This is a genomic window from Nonomuraea recticatena, assembly GCF_039533245.1.
GTDB lineage: Bacteria > Actinomycetota > Actinomycetes > Streptosporangiales > Streptosporangiaceae > Nonomuraea > Nonomuraea roseola.
In genome coordinates this window covers 182,716-205,332 of the sequence record NZ_BAAATE010000010.1, presented here as the reverse complement: position 1 = coordinate 205,332, position 22,617 = coordinate 182,716, and the positions used below count along the sequence as shown (strand labels likewise).

Sequence of the window (22,617 nt, the reverse complement as noted above, 5' to 3'; positions counted from 1 at the left end):
CTTGGGGTCAGCCGCCTCTTCTGATGCGGCCTTCGTAGCGGGCCTCGAGTGCGAGGTTGTGCTCGTCGCCCTCGGGGACGTTCGCCGACAGGTACACCGGCGGCGTCTGTCCTGCCTTCACCAGGTCGCGCACCGCTTCGGCGACGACGAGCTGGACCAGCAGGGCCGAGGTGATCGTGGAGACGGCGCCGACGGCGCCGCCCTCGGGCAGCGGCAGGACGGCGTCGCCGCGTGGAGCCCTGTTGTCGAGGACCACGTCGGCGAGTTCGAACAGCTTGCGCCCCGACGGGTGCCTGGACGGCACGCCGGAGCTGTGCGTGAGCGAGGTGATGGCGATCAGGTCGTGGCCGCGCTCCTTGACCAGGGTGGCCAGCTCGACGACGACGCCGTTGACGCCGGAGTTGGAGATGATCACGAACAGGTCCTCGTCCCTGACGGGTGCGAGGTCGAGGATGCGCGCGGCGAGGCCGGGGTCGCGTTCGAGGTCGTAGCGTTCGAGCTCGGCGGGGTCGGCTCCGCCGTACAGGACGATGTCCCTGAGCGCGAGCTTGTTGGTGGGGACGAGACCTCCCGCGCGGCCCGCGATCTCCATCGCGGTGGCCTCGGAGTGCCCCGAGCCGAACGCCTGGATCACACCTCCCCTGTCGAGCGCCTTGGTGAAGAGGGCGGCGGCCCTGGGGATCTGGGGGTCGTCGGGGATGGCGGCGACGAGGTCGGCGATGTGCCTGGCGTAGTCGGCCGGGTTCACGATTCTCCTTCTGAGAGGCGGTGGCCTTCGACGGCCCTGACGGTCAGGTCGAACGCCTCGCGGGTGCGTTCGTAGGTGCGCTGGGCGACCGAGACGTAGACCACGTCGAGGACGAGCAGCTGGGAGTGGATGGCGGCGAAGCCGTGGGCGCGGAAGGTGGTCTCGCGGCTGGCCGTGGCGAGCACCAGCTCCGACACCTCGGCCAGCGGCGAGCTGGGGTGCGAGGTGACCGCGACGGTGATCGCGCCGTGGCTGCCCGCCTCGGCGAGCACCTCGATGACCTCGCGGGTCCTGCCGCTGTGCGAGATGCCGATGGCCACGTCGCCGTGGCCGAGCAGCGCGGCGTCGCTGAGCGCGGAGTGCGCGTCGGACCTGCTCCACGTGGGGATGCGGATGCGCTGCAGGCGATGCTCCATCTCGCTGGAGACCGCCGCGCTGCTCGACACCCCGAACAGCAGCACCCTGCCCGCGTGGGCGATCGCCTCTGCCACCTTCTCGACCATGGCGAGGTCGAGCTGGGCGGCGGTCTGCTGGATGAGCCTGATGTCGTTGCCCGAGACCACGCCGAGCACCCTGTCCAGGCCGTCGTCGGGGAGGATCTCCTGGCCGATGTCGGTCTCCCAGCGCTGCCGCGCCGTCCTGCCCGTCTCGGTGGCGATGGCCACGCGCAGCTCGGCGTAGCCGCCGAAGCCGAGCGCGCGGCAGAACCTGGTGATCGTCGCGGTCGAGGTGCCGCTGCGCTCGGCCAGGTCGACGATCGTCGACCGCGCGGCCTCGGCGGGGTTGGCGAGGATCACCTCGGCGACCTTGCGCAGCGCCTCCGGCTGGTCGGCCTGTTCCGCTCTGATTCGGCTCAGCAGTTCCACGCGATGAAAATTATGCTCAACATCTCGACGGGTCAAGGGTTCTGGAAAATACTTTTTGACATGGCCATGGTGTTAGGAGTGGACGCGGGCGGGACGTCGACCCGCGCGGCGGTGCTGTCACTCGAAGGCGAGGTGGTGGGCAGAGGGCTCGCCGGGTGCGGGAACCCGATGGCGGCGGGTGCCCGGGTGGCCTTCGGCAACCTTCGCACCGCCGTTGAGCAGGCCCTCGGAGCGGTGGACCGCTCCTCGGTCAAGGGGGGTGTCGTGGGCCTCGCCGGCTCGGGGCTGCTGCGCGAGCCGTCGGCGATGGCCGCGTTCGCGGCGGTGTTCTCCGACCTTCCGGTGGTTCCCAGGGCGGCGGGGGACGTCGTGGTGACGTTCGCCGCGGGTACCCCTGCGGCCGACGGCACCGTACTGGTGTCGGGGACGGGCGCGATCGCGGCAAAAATTATTGACCGCGCTCAGGGGCGGCTCGCTGACGGGTACGGCTGGCTGCTGGGTGATGAGGGGTCCGGGTTCTGGCTCGGGAGGGCCGCGGCGAGGGTGGCGGTGCGGGAGCTCGACGCGGGTACGCCGGGCCTGCTCACCCGCCTGGTCACCGAGCACCTCCTCCCGTCCTCGCCCTCTGTCGTGCCCCGCCCGCCCGGCGACCCCGCTACGGCTGCCTTGTCGGACCTCCCGCCCGCTGACTCCGCCGGTGCTGCTCACCGGGACGCCACGGGGCCGGGGAGGGTCGATCTTGGCGGTGAGCTGGTGGACAGGATCGCGGCCACCGTCCAGTCCAGGCCGCCGCTCGCGCTGGCCGAGCTGGCGCCCCTCGTGAGCAGGGCCGCCGCCGACGGCGACCCCGCCGCGCTGTCGATCGTCGAGGCCGCCGCCGCCAAACTGGCCCGTACCGCCTCCGAGGTGCGCGAGCCTCTCGACCGCTCCCCCATCGTGCTGGCAGGAAGCGTGCTGACCAGCGGAGGCCCCGTCCAGCAGGCGGTAAGGGAGCTGCTCGGACGGCGGTGGGCGGCGGCCCCGATCACGGTGGCGAAGGACGGAGCGGGAGCCGCGGCGTGGCTGGCCGCGCTGGACCTGCTCGGCCCCGCGCGCGCGGCGGCGCTGCACTCCCGCTTCGTCGGCTAACCCAAGTCGGCCGGCTTGGGGCCGTCGTAGACCGGGTTCCTGTCCAGCCGCTCCTTCGTCACCAGCAGCCTGACCTCGTCGGCCGACAGCGCCTGGGCCTCCCACACGATCCAGTCGTCCCCGACCGAGTCCGGCTGCTTGTGAGGGTTGTAGCCGTAGCCGCCGCCCTCGTTCGGGTCGATCACCATGACCACCGACCTGATCCCGCGCTCGGCGGCCTCCTTGCGCACCTCACCCACCGGGCGCTCGTCCACCTTGAGCCCGTGCAGCGCCTCACCCTCGCGGGTGGCCGGCGCCCAGTTGCCGTACCGCTCCCCCGGCTGCGCCGAACGGCCGAGATAGATCACGCCCTTGCCGGTGAAGCCCACGTCCACCGTGACCGCCAGCGCGCAACCGGGGGCGCCCATCTGGCACCCCTCCGGCTCGAGGCCGCCGCCGAGGCCCTTGCCCGGGGTGATGCCTCCGGAGCCGCCGATGCGCACGACCTTCCCGACCCCGGTCGGGGACGACGGCAGCAGCGTGAGCCCGACGTCCAGGCCCACCGCCTTGAACGCCTCCGCGTACTTGGCGTGGTCGGCGTAGGGGTCCTTGACCTTGGCCACCCACTGCTCGCCGCGCCGCTCGATCTCCATGGCCGCGTTCGCGTAGGACGTGGCCAGCCCGGGCCCGTCCGTCAGCAGCCCCGGACCGATCACCGCCGCTGCCGTCAGCACCGACACCGCCACCCCCGCCATCACGAACCTGCGCACGCGGCGCGGCCGTACGGCGGGCTCGTGGACGTGCTCGGCCTCCACGATCGACTCCAGCAGCGTCCGCGCCCCCGCGCCGGACGCCCGTCCCCTCAGGTCCTCGTCACGCACCCTGGCCAGAGCGCCGACCTGGTCATCCATGTTCGTCATCGTTGTCTCCCCGCAAGAGCTACCCGGTCGACCTGGACGCCCGCCGCCTCCAGCGCGCGGGCGAAGCGCTTACGCGCTCGGTGCAGCCTGATCCGTACGGCGTTGCGCGAGCAGCCGAGCACGGCGGCTATCTCGCCGCGCTCCAGCCCCTCCCAGCCGACGAGCGCGAGCAGTTCGCGGTCGTCGGCAGGGAGGTCTCTGAAGGCCGTGGCGATGACTCCGCGCTCCACCGAGGCGTCCGGCGTGGTGGCGTAGAGGTCGGCCAGGTCGAGATCGAGCTCCACGGTGCGCGCCTGGTGCCTGGCCGTACCTCTGCGGTGGTTGGCCAGCACGTTGCGGGCCACGCCGTACAGCCACAGGCGCGCCTCGTCCCCGCCCGGCAGCCGGTCGATCCGCCGCCAGGCGATGGCGAAGGTCTCCGCCACGACGTCGGCCGCGTCGTCGGGTGAGGCACAGCGTCGTACGGCGTAGCCCAGGATCTGCTCGTAGGTGTCGGCGTAGATGGCCTCGAACCTGGACCTGCGACGTTCATCCACGGGCGATTCCCACGATCAGCCTCCTGGGTTACGAAATGTCGGACACCTCTCCATGTCGAAACCCCGGCCACCATTTCACCTCCGCGCGCACCCCGCACCAACGGCCCGGCGGCTGACATGCGGCTGACATGGGGATCCGGGCTGAGGCGGCGGGGTTGGGGTCAGGGGGTGAGGAGGGCGGCGCTGCCGTAGGAGCCGCCGAAGCCGGTTATCAGGGCGACGCCCGCGCCACCCCTCACCTCGCGTACGGCCTGTGCCACATTGTTGAGTCCGTGGACGTATCCCTCGGAGAGCAATCCCCCGTGTGCATTGACTCCGGCGTGTCCCCGGGCCAGCAGGTAGGCCCCGAGGTCCGGTCGGGGCACGAGGCCGAAGTCCTCCAGCTGGCGGGGGACGAGCCACGAGTACGCGTCGTAGAGCAGGGCCACGTCCACGTCGGTCGGACGCATACCGGATGCTGTCCACAGCATGGGGGCCACGTACGTCGAGAAGACGGCGGTGACGTCGGGTGAGCGGTCCATCGTCGAACAGCCGGGTCCGCCGCCTCGGACCACCGCCCTGATCCGTGGGCCTGGCAGTACGCCGCTGACCACCAGGGCGCAGGCGCCGTCCGTTTCCTGGCAGCAGTCGACCGTACGCAGGGGACTGCAGACGAAGGGCCTGGCGAGATAGTCCTCCAGTGACAGGGGGCCGCGGCGGAGAGCTCTGTCGTTGGAGGCGGCGTTCTCGCGGGACTGCGCGACGACGGCGTGCAGGTGCTCCTCGGTGAGCCCGGTGTCGTGGAGGTAGCGGGTGGCGGCCATCGCGAACATCGGGATGGGGCCCGCCATGCCGTACGGGATCGTGAAGCGCTCCTGCGGGCCCGTCGAGACGGTGTTCATGCGCCTGCCCGAGCGGCCGTTGAGGGCTCGGTAGATCAGCACGTGACGCGCCAGGCCCGCCCCGATGAGCATCGCCGCGTCGCCGAGGATGGACGCGGCCTGGGTGCCGCCGCCGGAGATGTCGTTGTGCCAGCCGAGTCTGTCGATCCGGAGCGCCCGGGCTACCTGGACGACCGGTGCGGAGTCGTTGAGGTGGTAGCTCAGGACGGCGTCGATCTCGCGCGGGTCCAGGCCGGCGTCGGCGCAGGCGAGCCGGGACGCCTCGACCGCCAGTTCCAGCTCCGTCTTGCCGGAGGCCCGCGTGAGCGGTGTCATCCCGATCCCGGCGATGGTGCCGCGCATGCTCCTCCCGGCGAGTGGCGTCGTCAGCCTCGGACCCCTGACCGCCGGGTGTCGGGGGGCGGCGCGGGCGAGCCGATCGTCCGCCCGTCACGGTAGTGCGGCATCCTGTATTAGGCAAGCGCTTGTTAGGTCACCTCTCGCCGGCAAGATGGCGCTCGCATGACCGAACAGTCGGCGGACGATCACCGTGCCCGCCGCGCTCGATCGGGTCAGATCATCGAGACGAGAATCCTCCGGCTCCCGGTGTAAGCGTGCCTCCCGTGCATCACCAGGAGGTTGTCGATCATCATGACGTCCCCCCGCTCCCACGGGAACGAGGCCTCGTTCCGCTTGGCGACCTCCCGCACCATACGAAGGTCATCCACGCCCAACGCGCTCCCGTCCCCGAACGTCGCCTGAAGAGGAAGCTCCTCATCAGAAGAGGCCATCTCCAGCAACGCCTCAGCCTCGTCGGCGGGCAGGCTGGACACGTGCCACTGCTCAGCCTGGTTGAACCACACCTCCTCCCCCGTCACCGGGTGCTGACGAACAGCCGGCCGAACCTGCCGCACGCGCAGGTCATCCTCGTCCGTCCAGCGGAACTCGGCGCCGGTCTCGGCGAGGGCGCGCTCGACCTCACCCCGATCGTCGGTCTCGTAGGTGTCCTGCCAGGACTTGCCGAGCCCGAACCCGCCATGCAGGTTCTGCAGGTAGGCCACCCCACGAGAGGTGAACCGCGAACGCACCTCGGGCGAGAGCCCGTCCAGCACGGCACGCGAGTCGGACACAGGAGTGGCGCCACCGGTGGCAGGGGCCTGATCACAGTAGAAGAACAGCCGCGAAGGCCACCGGTGAGAGTAGGACAGCTCATTGTGCAGGGAGATCTCGTACTCCGCCGGATACTCGGTGGAGGTCCAGACCCCGGCCTGTACGGCGACGCGAGGCGAGTTGCCGTGGCGGTAGTTGGTGAACGGCTCCCCGAAGGTCCTGACGAACTCGTGGAACGCGGCAGGCGAGTCGACGCCGAGCCCCCGGAAGAGGACGGCGCCGTGCTGAAGCAGCAGCGAATCGGCGGAGTCGCGGTCGGGAGAGCCCAGAACAGCGATGGTCGTCGCGCCAGAAGAGATCTTGTCCATGTCAGTGCTCCTGCGGGTCCGGCATGCCCTTGGTGCGAGGGATCGGGGAGAGCGCCAGCACGATGATCGGGATCACCGCGCCCGCGGCGCAGATGAGCAGGGTGGTGCGAAGGCCGATGCCTTCGGCGAGAAGGCCCATGAGCAGAGCGCCCACGGGCGCCAGGCTGAGAGCGACGGCCCGCTGCGAGGCCATGACGCGGCCCTGGAGGCGCTCCGGGGTGGCGCCCATGCGGAGGGTGCCGCTGGCCACCATGGCGATGGGGCCGGTGATGCCGAGCAGGAACTGCGCGAGGCCGATCATGGTGACGAGCAGCCAGGTGGGTCCGGTGGCCAGGCCGATGAGGAAGAGCGAGAGGTTGCCGATGACGGTCATCCAGAAGAAGGAGGGCCCGATGCCGATCTTCTTCATCGACCTGACGGCCAGGAGCGAGCCCAGGATGGCGCCGGGCCCGCCGATGGCCAGCAGGATGCCGACCCAGTACCCCGGCAGGCCCAGGCCCTTGATGACCCAGAGGGGCAGCAGCACCTCGATGCCGGTGAAGAAGAACATGTAGAAGCCGGCGGCGATCACGCTGGGGCGGATCAGCGGGTCGCGCAGCACCCAGCGCAGGCCCTCGGCGATGGAGGAGAAGACGCCGGGCCGGTCCTCGCTGCGCTCCGGCACGGGCTCGGGCTTGCGGATGAGCGCGCAGATGATCGCGGAGACGACCAGCGTCACCACGTTGACGATCAGAACCTGGACCGCGATGAAGGCGTTGACCAGCACGGAGCCGACGCTGTTGCCCGCGACTCGGGCGACGGAGTTGCTCAGCTGGAGCTTGGCGTTGCCGTCGCCGATGAACTCGCGCCCCACCAGGAACGGCAGGTGCGACATGTTCGCGACCTCGAAGAACACGAACAGCGCGACGGACAGGAAGGAGATCGCGCCGAGCCAGAAGAGCGTCAGCATGTCCGCGGCGTAGAGGCCGATGACCGCCAGGAGGAGGACGGCGCGGCCGATGTCAGCGGCGATCATGGTGGGCCGCTTGCGGAACCTGTCGGCCCAGAACCCGGCGAACAGGAACAGCAGGAACGGCAGCCGCCCGACCGCGCCCAGCGTGCCGACCTCGGCCTCGCTGGCGCCCAGCACGATGATGGCGACCAGCGGCATGGCCACGACGGTGATCTGGGCACCGAACTGGGAGGTGCTGTAACCGACCCAGAGTTTGAGGAAGTCGCGATGCTTCCAGAGGCTTGTCGGTGCTGCCTCAGTGGCGGGCGCGGTGTTCGAGACCACGGTCCATCCACCTCCTCCATGCGTTGGCGGTCCGGGTGACGTAGGGGTTGTAGAGCGCGCTGAAGCGCGCGCCTGGGATGAGCCCGGTTTCGAGGTTCGGGACGAACGCCCGCCACCCGTAGTCCTCGTCGGGCGGAGCGTTGTCCTCCTCGGGGATCAGCAGGATCGCCGGCCCGTCGAAGGTGTCGTGCTTGTAGCGCCCCACCGCGTGCGCGTTGGCTCGGAAGACCTCGACGTAGCGCTGGATCTGGTCGAGGTCGGTGCTCTCGGTGCGGAGCTGGCCTTCCTTGGTGGCGGCGTTGACGATGGCCAGCAGCCGTTCGGCCGGCTCCATCAGGCTCAGTTCGCGAGGGTCGAGCGAGGTGGCTCCGCCGGCCAACGCGTGCACCATGAGCGCGGTGTCGTCCTCCAGCGTCGAGCCGACGACCGGCTCCTGCGCCGAGGACCAGGCCAGGAAGACGTACGGCACGTCGTGGCCGTCCTTGCGCAGCCTGCGGGCCACTTCGAGGGCGATGTTGCCGCCGATGCAGAAGCCTCCGACGAAGTACGGCCCGTCGGGGAAGAGCTCGCGGATGTAGCCGGCGTAGGTCTCGGCCATCTCGTCGATGGTGGTCTGTACGGCGTCGCCCTCGGTCAGCCCGTGCGCGGGGATGGCGTAGACCGGCTGGTCGTCGCCCAGGTGCTGGGCGAGCGGCCGGTACCGGAAGACCTGCCCGCCCAGGGCGTGGATGAGGAAGAGGGGCGGACGGTTGCCCGCGGTGCGCAGCGGCACGACCCGGCCGCGGGAGATCGGGTTGTCGCCATCGTCCGCCAGGGCTTCGGTGAGCTGGGCGATCGTCGGCGCGGCGAGGACCGTGGCGACCGGGATCTCCCTGCCGAGCGCCTGCCGCATCCGCAGGGCCAGGCGGAGCGCCAGCAGCGAGTGTCCGCCCAGGTCGAAGAAGTCGTCACGGATGCCGGGACGCTCCACGCCGAGGATCTCCGCCCAGATCCCTGCGAGGGTCTCTTCCAGCTCGTCCCTGGGCGCCTCGTAGGGAGCCCGGGCCACCGGCGCCGGGTCGGGGAGCGCCTTGCGGTCGAGCTTGCCGTTGGCGGTGACGGGCAGCCGGTCCAGCTCGGTGAAGGACGAGGGCACCATGTGGTCGGGCAGCCGCTGGCGAAGGAATCCCGCCAGCTCCTCCGGCTCCGCCGTGCCGACGACGTAGGCCGCCAGCACGCCGCCGACGGGCCGTACCGCCGCCGCCTGCACGCCAGGGGCCTGAGCCAGGACGGCCTCCACCTCGCCGAGCTCCACCCGCATGCCGCGGACCTTCACCTGGTCGTCGATGCGGCCCAGGTAGTCGACCTCGCCATCGGGCAGCCAGCGTGCCAGGTCGCCGGTGCGGTACAACCGCGCCCCCGGCCCGCCGTAGGGGTCCGGCACGAAACGCTCCGCGGTCAGACCTGGCCGCGCGGCATACCCCTGCGCGACCTGCACCCCGCCGATGCACAACTCGCCTGCGGTCCCGACCGGAACCCGGCGCAGGTCGGCATCGAGGATCTCGATCCGCGTGGCCCTGATCGGCGCCCCGATCGGCGTCCGCTCCTCGCCCACCTGACAGGCGTGCCAGGTGACATCGACGGCGGCCTCGGTCGGGCCGTAGAGGTTGTGCACCTCGACGCCGGGCCACGCCGAGTGCACCCGAGCCACCAGAGAGGCGGGCAGCGCCTCACCCGAGCAGACGACCCGCCGCAACGACGGCACGTCCAGATCCGGGACCTCCATGACCGCGTCCAGCATCGACGGCACGAAGTGCGCCATCGACACGCTGTGGGCGCGCATCAACTCGACCAGCGCGGCCGCGTCCAGGTGGACACCTGGTGGCGCCACCACCAGGCCGGCTCCCTCCATGAGGGGCCAGAACAGCTCCCACACCGACACGTCGAAGGTGAACGGCGTCTTCTGCACGACCCGGTCGCCGGCCCCGAGAGGGAAGGCCTCCCCCATCCAGACCAGCCGGTTGGCGATGGCCGCGTGGGAGACGAGCACCCCCTTCGGACGTCCTGTCGACCCGGAGGTGTAGATCAGATAGGCGGGGGCGCTCGGCGGGATCTCCAGGCCGGGAACCGGCCCGTCCGCCGACTCGGAAGGGGCCACCGCCACCGAACCGGGGAAACGGCCAGGCTCGCCCGTGATCACGACACGAGCGCCGGCATCACTCACCATGAAGGACAGGCGCTCGTCGGGGTAGTCCGGCTCCAGCGGCAGATAGGCCCCACCAGCGGCCATCACCGCATGCACGGCCACGATCAGATCGGCACCACGCGGCAGGCACACGCCCACCACATCGCCCAGCCGTACACCCTGCTCGCGAAGCACCGCGGCCAAACCGCGAACCCGGGCCCCGAACTCGGCATACGTCAACCAGGAGCCGTCCCAGACGGCAGGAGCGTCCGGCGACGAAGCCACCCGCCGAGCCACCACATCCGGCAACGCCACGAACTCCCGGGCCGCACCCGTCGCGTTCCACCTCTCCACCGACGCCACATCGGCGGCCAGGAGCTCCTCGGACTCGCGCGGGTCAGCGGCCGGATCCTCGGCGATCTTCGCGAAGACCCGGCGGTAGTGCTCACCTGCCCGCACGACCTGGTCGGCGGAGAACTGCGTGATGTCGTACTTGAGCTTCAACTCCAGCCCGCCGGCCTGCGGCGACCAGGTGAAGTTCGCGGACAGGGGCAGGTTGGTCTGCTCGAAGAACTCGCTCTCCACGACCTGGATGACCCCGCCGGGACCGAGGTCCTGGTAGACGTGGAAGTCGCGATAGTCGAAGAGCACGTCGATCAGGGGAGAGCGCTGGCTGAGACGCTGCATCTCGAACAGCGGATACAGCCGGTGCGGCAGGAACGCCACCTCCGCGGCGAAGACCCGCTTGATCAGCTCTTCCCAGCTCGGCACGTCGGTGCGCACCCGCACCGGCACGCTGTTGAGGAACAGCCCGAGGACCTGCTCGGCCGCCTCGTGCTCGGGCCTGCCGTGCGTCACGATGCCGGTGACCACGTCGCTGTCGCCCGTCAGGAGCGCCAGCACGCGCAGATGCCCGGCGAGCAGCACGGTGCGCAGCGGCACCCTGGCCTGCCGCGCCGCCCGCTCCAGCCCTTGGACGAGCTGATCATCAAGGGGTACGGCATGCGAAACGGTGTCCTCGGCGTCTCCCGTGCGGTAGCCGGGAAGCCTGGGCAGCGCGGTCACCGGCGCGTCGGCCAGCGCATCCCGCCAGAACTGCTCGGTCTGCGGCGAGGCCACCGCCTCCTTCTCCCTGGCGACGAAGTCGCGGAAGGTGGAGGGTGGCGGTACGGCCGGCGCCTGCGGCACTCCTTGCAGCCCCGCGGCGTAGCGGTCCAGCAGCTCGGTCACCATGGTGGCGACGCTCCAGCCGTCGAGGATCGCGTGGTGGAAGCTCAGCGTGAGCGCGAACTCGTCGGTGTCGAGGTGGTGGATGACGGCGCGGAAGAGCGGCGGCGCCTCCCAGTCGAAGGGCCGGTGCTTCTCCTGCTCGCGCCAGATGCTCAGGCGCTGCCCCGGGTGCTCGAACCCGGACAGGTCGAGCTCCTGGACGGGTGGCTCGACGTCCTGCCAGACCAGCTGGATGGGCTCGTCGAAGCCGGTCAGGTCGAACGAGGTGCGCAGGACCGAGTGCCGGGCCATGACCTCGCGAAGGGCGGCACGGAAGGTGTCGCTCTGGTACGGCCCGCGCAGGATCAGCGTGAAGACGTCATGGTAGGTCGCCGAGTCTTCCTGATAGGCGCTGTGGAAGAGCATCCCGGACTGCAACGCGGTCAGCGGGTAGGCGTCCTCGAGTTCCGGAGTGGTCAACGCTTGCCTCCTTGGAAACGCTGCTTCAGCCGGTCCAGGTCCGCGGCGCCGAGCATGCTGAACGCCTCGCTGCCGCGGCTCTCGTTCACCGTCCCGGTGGTCACCACCTGGGCGAGCTCGCGCACCGTCTGATGGACGAAGATGTCTTCGAGCGCGAGGGTGTATCCGCGGGCCCGGAGGCGCGCGACGATCTTGAGCGATCTGATGGAGTCCCCGCCCAGCGCGAAGTAGCTGTCGTGGGCGCCGGGCGTGGGGACGCCCAGCACCTCCGCCCAGACCTCGGCCAGTGCCCGCTCGATCTCACCGCTCGGTTCCTCGTACGGCACGCCGACAGGGGCCTGCGGTTCGGGGAGCGCCTTGCGGTCGAGCTTGCCGTTGGCGGTCACCGGCAGGCGGTCCAGCACCGTGAAGGAGGCGGGCACCATGTGCTCGGGCACCCTCCGGCGCAGGAAGCCGGCCATGTCCTCCGGATCCGCCGTGCCGACGACGTAGGCCGCCAGCAGGCCACCGACCGGACGGACCGCGGCCGCCTGGACGCCGGGGTGCTGAGCCAGGACGGCCTCGATCTCGCCGAGCTCCACCCGTATGCCGCGGATCTTCACCTGGTCGTCGATGCGGCCCAGGTAGTCGACCTCGCCATCGGGCAGCCAGCGCGCCAGGTCGCCGGTGCGGTACAACCGCGACCCTGGCGGTCCGAACGGATCGGGGACGAACCGATCGGCCGTCAGGCCAGGCCGCGCGGCATACCCCTGAGCCACCTGCACTCCGCCGATGCACAGCTCGCCTGCGGCGCCCACGGGCACCCGGCGCAGATCGGCGTCGAGGATCTCGATGCGCGTCGCCCTGATCGGCGCCCCGATCGGCGTCCGCTCCTCGCCCACTTGGCAGGCGTGCCAGGTGACGTCCACCGCCGCTTCGGTCGGGCCGTAAAGGTTGTGCACCTCCACACCGGGCCACGCCGAGTGCACCCGAGCCACCAGAGAGGAAGGCAGCGCCTCCCCCGAGCACACGATCCGCCGCAACGACGGCACCGCCGCGTCCGGCTCCTCCAGGAGCGCGTCCAGCATCGACGGCACGAAGTGCACCATCGACACGTTCTCCCGTCGCATCAGCTCGACCAGCGCGTCCGCGTCGCGATGAGCCCCAGGAGGCGCCACCACCAGGCCGGCTCCCTCCATGAGGGGCCAGAACAGCTCCCACACCGACACGTCGAAGGTGAACGGCGTCTTGTGCATGACCCGATCACCTGAGGTCAGGGGGAAGGCCTCCCCCATCCACACCAGCCTGTTGGCGATGGCCTCATGGGAGACGAGCACCCCCTTCGGACGGCCGGTGGAGCCGGAGGTGTAGATCAGGTAGGCGGGGGCGCCTGGCGGGATCCGGACACCCGGCGGTGCCGGGTCCCCAGACGCGGCCGGACTCACCGTCACCCCGGGGAAGCGCCCGTGCTCCTCGGTGATCACGACGTGGGCGCCGGCATCGGCCACCATGAAGGACAGGCGCTCATCGGGGTAGCCGGGCTCCAGCGGGAGGTAGGCACCTCCAGCCGCCATCACGGCATGCACGGCCACGATCAGGTCGGCGCCGCGGGGCAGGCACACGCCCACCACATCGCCCAGCCGTACACCCTTCTCCCGCAACACCGAGGCCAGCGCGTTCACACGGGACCCGAACTCGGCATAGGTCAACCAGGAGCCGTCCCAGACAGCAGGAGCGTCCGGCGACGAAGCCACCCGCCGAGCCACCACATCCGGCAACGCCTCGAACTCCCGGGCCGCACCCGTCGCGTTCCACCCCTCCACCGACGCCACATCGGCGAGCAGGAGGGGCAGCTCGGAGACGGGCTGGTCAGGATCGGCGACGGCGGCGGACAGCAGAGCGACGAAGTGCTCGGCCAGCCGCGAAACCGTGTCGGCGTCGAAGAGGTCGGTGCGGTATTCGAAGATCCCACCGAGCTGGCCGGGGAAGCGCTGGACGTACAGCGACAGGTCGAACTTGGCGGTGGTCGTGCCCGAGCTCACCCACTCGGCCTCCAGCTCGCCGACGCGCAGCGCGGACCGCTCCGCGTCCTCCAGGCTGAACAGCGCCTGGACCAGCGGCGTGCTGCCGAGATCACGACGCGGCTGCAGGTCCTCGACGAGCGCCTCGAAGGGCACCTCCGAGTTGGCGAAGGCCTCGAGCGCGGTGTTCCTGGCCCGGCCGATCAGCTCTCGGAAGGTGGGGTCGCCGGAGCAGTCGGTGCGCAGCACGAGGGTGTTGAGGAAGAAGCCGATCAGCGGCTCCAGCTCCGGCCGGGGCCGCTCGGCGGCCGGGGTGCCGACTACGATGTCCCGCTGTCCAGTGTGGCGGGCGAGCAGCACGGTGAAGGCGGCCAGGAGCGTCATGAAGAGCGATGCGTTCTCGTCCGCGCCGAGCAGCCTGAGGCGTTCGGAGACCTCCGGAGAGATCATGAACGGGATGTTGCCTCCGTCGTGACCTCGGCGAGCGGGACGCGGCCTGCTCGTCGGGAGCTCCAGGCGTTCCGGCATGCCCGCCAGTCGCTCGCGCCAGTAGGCCAGCTGGGTGTCACGCAGCTCGCCCTCGACCCGGTCACGCTGCCAGGCCGCGTAATCGGCGTACTGCACGGCCAGGTCAGGCAGCTCGCGACCCGCATAGAGCTCACCCAGCTCCTTGGCGAACAGCCCGGACGACCACGCGTCGTTGGCCACGTGGTGGATCGTCACCAGCAGTTCGTGATCATCCGAGGCGTGCCGTACGAGAGCGGCCCTGATCGGCGGCTCCACCGTCAGGTCGAACCGGCGAGCACCGAAGGCCCGCAGCTCCTCCGACCGCACCACCTCGAACGGCACAGCGGCCTCGGCCGCCACCGACACGAACACGTCGTCGTCACGCTGCACGAACCGCGATCGCAACACCTCGTGCCGGACGGCCATCGCGACCAGCGCACGCTCCAGGGCCGCCACATCCAGCGGGCCCCGCAGCCGCAACCACACCTGCGTGTTGTACACGGCCAGCTCCGGCTCCAGCTGGTCCAGGAACCACAGCCGCCGCTGGCCGTACGACACGGGCAGCAACCCGTCACGCGGGATGGGCACGACCTCGACAGAGGTGGCGGTGCGGGCGGCGGCGATGCGCTCCGCCAGACCGGCCACGGTCGGCGCCTCGAACAGGGCTCGGACCGGCAGCTCGATGCCGAAGGCGGCGCGCAGACGGGTGACGACCTTGATGGCCAGCAACGAGTGGCCGCCGAGGGCGAAGAAGCCGTCCTCCCTGCCGACCGGACCGGTTCCCAGCACCGACTCGAACAGCGTCGCGACCAGCTCCTCCACCGGACCCTGCGGCGGGGTGCCCGCGGAGTCCTGCCGCTCCTGACCGGGCTCAGGCAGGGCGGCGCGGTCGAGCTTGCCGTTGGCGTTGGTCGGGAGCTCGTCGAGGAAGGTGAACGAAGCCGGGATCATGTGCTCGGGCAGCCGCTCGCGCAGGAGGCCGGTGAGCGCCGCCGGGTCGGCCGTGCCGACCACGTAGGCGGCGAGCACGCCCCGCACGGGCTGCACCACCGCGCTCCTGACCGAGGGATGCGCGGCCAGGAGCGACTCGATCTCCCCTGGCTCGACGCGCATGCCACGGATCTTGACCTGGCCGTCCATCCGGCCCAGGTAGTCGACCTCGCCGTTCGGCAACCAGCGGGCCAGGTCGCCGGTGCGGTACATGCGCGCGCCGGCCGGGCCGTACGGGTCGGGTACGAACTGCCGGGCGGTCAGCCCTGGACGCCGCGCGTAGCCGTGGGCCACACCGATGCCGGCGATGCACAGCTCGCCGGGGGTGCCGACGGGAACGCGGCGCAGGTCGGAGTCGAGGATCTCGATCCTGATGCCCCTGATGGGCGCGCCGATCGGCGTGCGGGACTCGTCCGGCTCGGACTTGTGCCAGGTCACCTCGATGGCGGCCTCGGTGGGACCGTAGAGGTTGTGCACCTCGATGCCGGGGAGCCGCTCGTGCACGCGGGCGACCAGGGAGGACGGCAGCGCCTCGCCCGAGCAGTAGACCCGGCGCAGCGAGGGCAGGTCGAGGACCGGTTCGTCCAGGAGCGCGTCCAGCATCGACGGCACGAAATGCACGGTGGTCACGCCGTGAGCGGCGAGGAGGCGGACCAGCGCGGCCGGGTCGCGGTGCGCGTCAGGGGCGGCGACCACGAGCCCTGCTCCGGCGATGAGCGGCCAGAACAGCTCCCAGACCGACACGTCGAAGGTGAAGGTCGTCTTCAGCAGGACCCGATCCTCTGCGGTGAGAGGGAAGGCGTGATCGGTCCAGGTCAGCCGGTTGACGATGGCCTCGTGGGAGTTGAGCACGCCCTTCGGCACGCCCGTCGACCCGGAGGTGTAGATCAGGTAGGCAGGGGCGGTCGGCGGGATCGCGAGGTCGAGCTGCCCGTCCGCGGACGCGGTCGGAGCCACCGTGACGAGCCCGGGGAAGCGCTCAGGCTCCTCGGTGATCACCACGCCGGCGTGGGCGTCCTCGACCATGAAGTCCAGCCGCTGGTCGGGGTAGCCGGGATCGAGTGGCAGGTAGGCGGCCCCGGCGGCCACGACCGCGTGGACGGCCACGACCAGGTCGGCGCTGCGCGGGAGGCAGACGCCGACCACATCGCCCAGCCGTACGCCCCGCTCGCGGAGGACCGCAGCCAGCCCATGGACCCGCGCGCCGAACTCGGCATACGTCAACCAGGAGCCGTCCCAGACAGCCGGCGCGTCCGGCGACGAGGCCACCCGCCGGGCCAGCAGTTCGGCCAGGGAGGCGTACTCCTCCGGCGCGCCCGTGTCGTTCCACTGTTCCACCAGGGCCTCGTCGGCGGCGGTCAGCGCGGGCAGGGCCGACATCGGCTGCTCGGGCCCGGCCGCGACGGCGGCCAGCACCTCGGTGTAGAGCGCGGCGATGCGCTGGGCGGTGGCCTCGTCGAACAGGTCGGTGCGGTATTCGAGGATGCCGCCGACCCCGCCGGGTTCCCTGCGCAGGTACATGGTGAGGTCGAACTTGGCCGTCGAGGTGCCGGTTCCCCGCCACTCCATGGTCAGCCCGCCCGAGCTCACCGCGGGGCGGTCGGCGTCCTCCAGGCTGAAGAGCACCTGGACCAGTGGCGTCGCGCCCAGGTCGCGCTCGGGCTGCAGCTCCTCGATGAGCGCCTCGAAGGGCACCTCGGAGTTGGCGAAGGCCTCGAGCGTGGTGGTCCTGACCTGCTTGAGCAGATCGTGGAAGGTGGGGTCGCCCGAGGTGTCGGCACGCAGCACCAGCGTGTTGAGGAAGCAGCCGATCAGCGACTCCAGCTCGGGCCGGGGCCGCTCGGCCGCCGGCGTGCCGATCACGATGTCCCGCTGCCCGGTCGCGCGGGAGAGCGCGATCGAGAGCGCGGCGACCATGGTCATGAAGAGGGAGGCGTTCTCCTGCGCGCCCATGGCGCGCAGCCGCTCCACGACATGGCCTGGGATGGTGATCGGGACGTTCGCGCCCACGTAGTCCCTGCGAGCGGGGCGCGGGCGGTCTGCCGGGAGTTCCAGGCGTTCCGGCATGCCGGCGAGCCGCTTGCGCCAGTAGGCCAGCTGCGTGTCGCGCAGCTCGCCCTCGACCCGCTCCCGCTGCCAGGCCGCGAAGTCGGCGTACTGCACGGTCAGGTCCGGCAACGCCCTGCCCGCGTAGCACTCACCCAGCTCGCGCGCGAACAGCACCGCCGACCACGCATCGGTGACGACGTGGTGCAGCGTCACCAGCAACTCGTGATCATTTACGGCATGAGGTGCCAGAGCAGCCCTGATCGGCGGTTCGGTGGTCAGATCGAACCGGCGGGCACCGCGGGCTTCCAGCTCGGAAGGCTCTACCACCTCGAAGGGCACGACGGCCTCGGCCGCCACCGACACGAACAGGTCGTCGTCGCGCTGCACGAACCGCGACCGCAACGTCTCATGCCGGGCGGCCACCGTCACCAGGGCACGTTCCAGCGCGGCCACGTCCAGGGCACCGCGCAGTCGTAGCCGCACATGCGTGTTGTAGACGGCCAGTTCCGGCTCGAGCTGGTCCAGGAACCACAGCCGGCGCTGCGAGTAGGAGGCGGGAAGCAGGCCGTCTCGGGGCATGGGGACGACCGGCGGAACCTGCTCGGCGCCGCGGCCCTGCGCCGCGGCCACCAGGGCGGCGACCCCTGCGACCGTGGGCGACTCGAACAGCGCCCTGGGCGAGAGCCCGACGCCGAACGCCTTGCGCAGGCGGCCCATCAGCTTGATGGCCAGCAGGGAGTGGCCGCCCAGCGCGAAGAAGCCGTCGTCCCTGCCGACGGGACCGGTCTCCAGCAGCGTCTCGAACAGGCCTGCCACCAGCTCCTCCACCGGGCCGCGCGGAGGCACCCGTTCGGCCTCCACGGCGTCGGGCGGGTCGGGCAGCCTGGACCGGTCGACCTTGCCGTGCGCGGCCAGAGGCAGCGCGGGCAGCTCGACAAGGTGCGCGGGGATCAGGTAGGCGGGTAGGCGCTCGGCCAGGTAGCCGGGCAGCTGCCGGGTGTCGCCGACGACGTAGGCCACCAGCTCGGGCTCGTCCTGCCCGCGCACGACCACCACGCAGTCGGTGACGGCGGGATGGGCGGCCAGGACGGCCTGCACCTCTCCGGGTTCGACCCGGTGCCCGCGGATCTTGACCTGGCCGTCCGCCCGTCCGAGGAACTCGATGGCGCCGCCCGGCAGCCGCCGTGCCCGGTCGCCGGTGCGATAGATGCGCGCACCCGGCCGGCCGAAGGGATGGGGGACGAAGACGGCCGCGGTCTGTCCTGGCCGGCCCAGGTAGCCGCGGGCGACGGTGACGCCGCCGATGCACAGCTCGCCGACGACCCCGTCGGGCACCGGGCGCAGGTCCTCATCGAGGATGTAGGCCTCGGCGTGGGGCAGCGGGAAGCCGATGGGCGTGACCGCGCCCGCTCCGGCCGGCTCCTGATCGTGTGCGAGGCCGAGCACGCCGACGGTGGTCTCGGTGGGGCCGTAGTGGTTGACGACAGCGGGACCGTCCGGACGCGCGCGCAGCTGCCGTACCCAATCCCAGCGAGACGCCTCGCCGCCGAGCACCAGCGTGCGCGCGGGCAACTGGTCGAGCTGCAGGGCGGCCAGATGCGAGGGCGTGATCTTCATCAGGTCGATGCGGTCGCGCCGGAGGTGCTCGGCGATCCATGCGGTGTCGGTCGCGCGCTCCCGCGGAGCCAGGTGGAGCGTGCCGCCGGTGAGGAGCGAACCGTGGAAGACGGTGACGCTGAAGTCGAAGGTCAGCGGCTGCACCATCGAGTGGCGCAGCCCAGGGGCCAGGCCGAGCAGCCCGCTGACCCCGGCCACGTAGGCGGTGAGGTGCCGGTCGGCGATGCCCACCCCCTTGGGCAGGCCGGTCGAGCCGGAGGTGTAGATCACGTAGGCGAGCATGTCCGGGTGACGGGTGATCTCGGGGGCCGTCTCCGGCAGCCCGTCCGTCTCGCGCACGTCGATGACCGGAAGGTCGGTCTCGAATTCCGCGCTGGTGAGCACGGCTGTCGCACCGGAGTCGGCCAGCAGCTGGCGCAGCCGCTCCACGGGGTGCTCCAGATCCAGCGGCAGGTAGGCGGCGCCCGCCTTGAGCACGGCGAGCACGGCCACGGCGAGCTCGACGTCGGTGTCCAGGAAGATCGCCACCGGGGTGTCCGGGCGAGCCACCCCTGCCAGGCGGTGGGCCAGCCGGTTGGACCTGCGGTCCAGCTCGGCGTAGGTGAGGCTGCGGCCCTCGGCGTCGGCCACCGCCACCTGGTCGGGGCGGTCGGCCACCTGGGCCGCGAAGGCCTCCGTCACGGTGTCGAACGCGGCGCCGAACGGTGGTGGCGCCGTGGTGAGGCGCTCCTCCTCGCCGGGCAGCAGGAGCGGCAGGTCGGCCAGGGAGGTCTGCGGCGCGGCCAGGGCGGCGTCGAGCAGGTTGCGGTAGCGGGCGGTGAAATCCCTCGCCCAGGCCTCGTCGAACAGCGCGGCCGCGTACTCGATGCGCCCGTCGATACGCCCGTCGACCTCGGCGAGGTCGATCAGCAGGTCCACCTTGGCGGTGCCGTTGCGCACCTGCCCATTGGTCACCAGAGAGGGCAGCAGGTTGAACACGACCTGGTGCAGCGGTGCGCCCACGCCGTCGGAACGGTCCGGCCTGAGCTCCTCGACGAGCCTCTCGTAGGGCACCTCGGCGTGATCGAGGGCGTCGAAGACGGAGGTCCGCACCCGGTCGACCAGCTCGTCGAAACTCGCCTCCCGCGCGCACTCGGTGCGCAGCAGCAGGGTGTTGACGAAGTTGCCGATCATAGGCTCCAGCTCGGGCAGCGGCCGCCCGCCCACCGGGGAGCCCACCACCACATCGGCCCGCCCTGCGAGGCGAGACAGCAGCGCCTTGAGCCCGGCGAGCAACACCACGAAGGGCGTGGTCCGCCGCTCCCGCGCCATCCGGTGCACACCCTGCACGGTGGCGGCGGGCAGCTGGAAGGCGATGTCGCCGCCGGCGTGCCGCGGGAGGCCGGGGTCGGGCGCCCTGGGCGACAGACGCAGCGGCTCGGGCAGGTCGGCGAGCTGCTTGCGCCAGTAGCCGAGCTGGTCGGTCAGCTCGCCGCCCTCCCACCGGCCGCGCTGCCAGGCGGCGAAGTCGCCGTACTGGATGGGCAGCTCGGGAAGGTCGGCCTCGCCGAAACAGGCCAGGAAGTCCCGCTGGAAGATCGCCACGGAGGCGGCGTCGAAGGCGACGTGATGCACGGTGAAGAAGAGGTGGTCGTGCTCGCCCCCGGTGTGGATCAGGCGCGCCCGCCACAGCGGGGCCTGGTCGAGCGGGATGGAGCGGGCAGCGTCGGCCTCACGCACCTGGGCGAGCCGTGCCTGCTGCTCATCGGCGCGGAGTCCCCGCAGGTCGGTGACCTCGACCTCGATCGGGACCTCGGGCAACACGACCTGGGTCGGCACGCCGTCGCGGTTCTCCAGCGCGGTTCGCAGCACCTCGTGGCGGGCGACGACCCTGGCCAGGGCGGCGGTCACGGCGTCAGGTCCGGCGCCGGCCGGCAGGCTGGTGCCGAACGGGATGTTGTAGACGGCGAGCCCAGGTTCCAGCTGGTCCACAAACCAGAGCCGCTCCTGCGCGAAAGAGGCAGGAAGCGCGAAACCCGACGCCTGATCGGTAGGCGCGCTCACGCCCGCTCGGACTCCTGCATGGCCTCACGCAGGCTGCGGGGCCTCATGTCCGTCCACACCGTGTCGATGTGCGCAAGGCAGCTATTACGGTCGCCCGTAAACCCTTCATCCCGCCAGCCTGCCGGCGTGGGGCGATCCAATGCCCAGATCGAGTACTGCTCCTCGTGGTTGATCACTACCTTGTAGTCGCCACTGGGCATGGGTACGCCTATCTCCCTTTCGCCGCGCCAGGGGTTGCCGGACACGCCAAAGAACAATGTGGGACTTGAGACCGCATAACGCGACATGTTACGGCCAATAATGGAGCATCAGAGCAGTTTGTCGGCCCTGACAGCACCAGTAGTCGTCCTCGACGAAGTGCCGCCGATTGAAGTCCACAGGAACCCGGCAAGTCAACACATGTCGGGAGAACCGCACCCAACGATCACTGACAGTACTCATGACCGAAACGAGATTGACAGCACCTCGATGCCCTGTGGAATATAAGCCGGGCCCAAACACACCACCACGGTTTGGGGTCATAACGGGCAATCCGTCCGTTTTGGGGAGTAATCCTTAAATCCCGTGCTTACCAGCATGTAGAGAGGCTCAGTCCAGCATGGCGGTGCAGAGTTATCTCCCGATGCCGGCCAGAGCAGCATGACCGAGCTTGTCGAGGTCATCGATAGGCGCAGTGACCTGGTCATGGGGCCGACAGAGGAGGGTCCATGACCGAGCTGGCAGTCATCGGCACCGGTGGCCTGGCCAGAGCCGTTTGTTATGCCCTGGCCGTGACAGGGCCGTCGGCTCGCATCACCGTGATCGGGCGCGATCCGGCTCGGACCGCCGAGTTATGCCATGTTGGTATGGCCAGAGCCGCACTCGCCGGCTCCAACGTGACCTTCCGCCCCGTGACGGGCTCCCTGCCTGAGGCCTTGGCGAGCGCCGCTCCCGCAGGCGTGCTGCTGGCCGCCTCCAGCCAATCCCCCTGGGAGTCGCTCAGCTCCCCCTCGGCCTGGACCTCCCTGCTCCGGCGCGGCGGCTTCGGACTCACCCTGCCGTTCCAGGCCGAGTCCGCCGTCCGCGCGGGCACGGCACTCGCCTCGGCCAGCCCTGGGTCCTGGTTCGTCAACGCCTGCTTCCCCGACGCGGTCAACCCCGTGCTGGCCGCGTGCGGCGTCCCGGTGCTGTGCGGGATCGGCAACGCCGGCCTGCTGGCCGCCAGCATCCAGACCGCCCTCGGCCTGGCCGACCAGCGGGAGCTGCAGGTGCTCGCCCACCACGTCCACCTGTACACGCCCTCCTCCCCCGAGGACGAGGCGCGGGTCTGGCACCAGGGCCGCGCGCTCGCCGACGTCGGCGCACTCCTTGCCGCCCAGCGGGCCACCCCGCGCACCGAGCTCAACCACGTCACCGGCCTCACGGCCGCCAAGGTGCTGGGATGCCTGCTCACCGGCGGCGACCTGGACACCTCCCTGCCTGGCCCGCTCGGGCTGCCCGGCGGCTATCCGGTACGGCTCGCGGCCGGCCAGCTGAGCCTGCGCCTGCCGCCGGGCCTGGACCGTGCCGAAGCCGTCGCCTTCAACCAGCGCTCTGCCGTACAGGACGGGGTGGTCGTGGAGGGCACGCGCGTCACCTTCGGCCCCGCCGCCCGGGAGGAGCTCGCCCGAGTCGCCCCCGACCTCGCCGACGGCTTCCACACCGCGGACCTGGACTCTGCCACCCAAGCCTTCACCCAGCTCAGAGACCGGCTCCGAGACCTCCCCTCCTACCCCTAACGAGGTGCGC

General features: G+C 70.9%; 12 protein-coding genes. 2 read left to right on the top strand and 10 right to left on the bottom strand.

What is annotated here, in order from left to right:
• Nucleotides 1-7: 7 nt before the first annotated feature.
• On the bottom strand, nucleotides 8-748 hold the full coding sequence (locus ABFX50_RS21440) for a sugar isomerase domain-containing protein (protein ID WP_346148919.1): 741 nt from the start codon (nucleotides 746-748) through the stop codon (nucleotides 8-10).
• Nucleotides 745-1,614, bottom strand: coding sequence for a MurR/RpiR family transcriptional regulator (locus tag ABFX50_RS21435; protein WP_183657165.1), 870 nt, complete (start codon nucleotides 1,612-1,614; stop codon nucleotides 745-747). Before ABFX50_RS21435 ends, ABFX50_RS21440 begins: the two co-directional genes overlap by 4 nt.
• A gap of 60 nt (nucleotides 1,615-1,674) precedes the next feature.
• On the opposite strand from ABFX50_RS21435, the gene ABFX50_RS21430 reads away from it, so the two are divergent.
• A complete protein-coding gene (locus ABFX50_RS21430) occupies nucleotides 1,675-2,742 on the top strand; it encodes an N-acetylglucosamine kinase (protein ID WP_346148916.1) in 1,068 nt (355 codons plus the stop codon).
• Here ABFX50_RS21430 and ABFX50_RS21425 read toward each other — a convergent pair.
• The 8 genes from ABFX50_RS21425 to ABFX50_RS21390 form a co-directional block, all read right to left on the bottom strand.
• On the bottom strand, nucleotides 2,739-3,641 hold the full coding sequence (locus ABFX50_RS21425; protein WP_346148914.1) for a hypothetical protein: 903 nt from the start codon (nucleotides 3,639-3,641) through the stop codon (nucleotides 2,739-2,741). The genes ABFX50_RS21430 and ABFX50_RS21425 overlap by 4 nt on opposite strands.
• Entirely contained in the window at nucleotides 3,638-4,177 is a 540-nt protein-coding gene (locus ABFX50_RS21420) for an RNA polymerase sigma factor (protein ID WP_346148912.1), read from the bottom strand. Before ABFX50_RS21420 ends, ABFX50_RS21425 begins: the two co-directional genes overlap by 4 nt.
• Before the next feature lie 161 nt (nucleotides 4,178-4,338).
• The gene (locus tag ABFX50_RS21415; protein WP_346148910.1) at nucleotides 4,339-5,400 is read right to left on the bottom strand and encodes a thiolase C-terminal domain-containing protein; all 1,062 of its coding nucleotides are present in this window, start codon (nucleotides 5,398-5,400) and stop codon (nucleotides 4,339-4,341) included.
• A 209-nt stretch (nucleotides 5,401-5,609) separates the two neighbouring features.
• Nucleotides 5,610-6,515, bottom strand: coding sequence for a TauD/TfdA family dioxygenase (locus ABFX50_RS21410; protein WP_346148908.1), 906 nt, complete (start codon nucleotides 6,513-6,515; stop codon nucleotides 5,610-5,612).
• Nucleotide 6,516: 1 nt separating this feature from the next.
• Nucleotides 6,517-7,791 carry an MFS transporter gene (locus tag ABFX50_RS21405; protein WP_346148906.1) on the bottom strand — a complete coding sequence of 425 codons (1,275 nt, stop codon included), beginning with the start codon at nucleotides 7,789-7,791 and terminating at the stop codon, nucleotides 6,517-6,519.
• On the bottom strand, nucleotides 7,763-11,644 hold the full coding sequence (locus ABFX50_RS21400) for a non-ribosomal peptide synthetase (protein ID WP_346148904.1): 3,882 nt from the start codon (nucleotides 11,642-11,644) through the stop codon (nucleotides 7,763-7,765). Before ABFX50_RS21400 ends, ABFX50_RS21405 begins: the two co-directional genes overlap by 29 nt.
• Nucleotides 11,641-20,850, bottom strand: coding sequence for a non-ribosomal peptide synthetase (locus ABFX50_RS21395; protein ID WP_346148902.1), 9,210 nt, complete (start codon nucleotides 20,848-20,850; stop codon nucleotides 11,641-11,643). Before ABFX50_RS21395 ends, ABFX50_RS21400 begins: the two co-directional genes overlap by 4 nt.
• On the bottom strand, nucleotides 20,847-21,095 hold the full coding sequence (locus ABFX50_RS21390) for an MbtH family protein (RefSeq protein ID WP_346148900.1): 249 nt from the start codon (nucleotides 21,093-21,095) through the stop codon (nucleotides 20,847-20,849). Before ABFX50_RS21390 ends, ABFX50_RS21395 begins: the two co-directional genes overlap by 4 nt.
• Nucleotides 21,096-21,557: 462 nt before the next feature.
• On the opposite strand from ABFX50_RS21390, the gene ABFX50_RS21385 reads away from it, so the two are divergent.
• Nucleotides 21,558-22,607 (top strand): Rossmann-fold NAD(P)-binding domain-containing protein, encoded by a 1,050-nt coding sequence (locus ABFX50_RS21385; RefSeq protein ID WP_346148898.1) that lies wholly within the window; start codon nucleotides 21,558-21,560, stop codon nucleotides 22,605-22,607.
• The last annotated feature ends 10 nt before the right edge of the window (nucleotides 22,608-22,617 follow it).

Bases quoted from the DNA above. Each gene is read 5' to 3' on its own strand.
- ABFX50_RS21430 (WP_346148916.1), top strand. From the start codon at position 1,675: ATGGCCATGGTGTTAGGAGTGGACGCGGGCGGGACGTCGACCCGCGCG.
- ABFX50_RS21425 (WP_346148914.1), bottom strand. From the start codon at position 3,641: ATGACGAACATGGATGACCAGGTCGGCGCTCTGGCCAGGGTGCGTGAC.
- ABFX50_RS21415 (WP_346148910.1), bottom strand. From the start codon at position 5,400: ATGCGCGGCACCATCGCCGGGATCGGGATGACACCGCTCACGCGGGCC.
- ABFX50_RS21410 (WP_346148908.1), bottom strand. From the start codon at position 6,515: ATGGACAAGATCTCTTCTGGCGCGACGACCATCGCTGTTCTGGGCTCT.
- ABFX50_RS21385 (WP_346148898.1), top strand. From the start codon at position 21,558: ATGACCGAGCTGGCAGTCATCGGCACCGGTGGCCTGGCCAGAGCCGTT.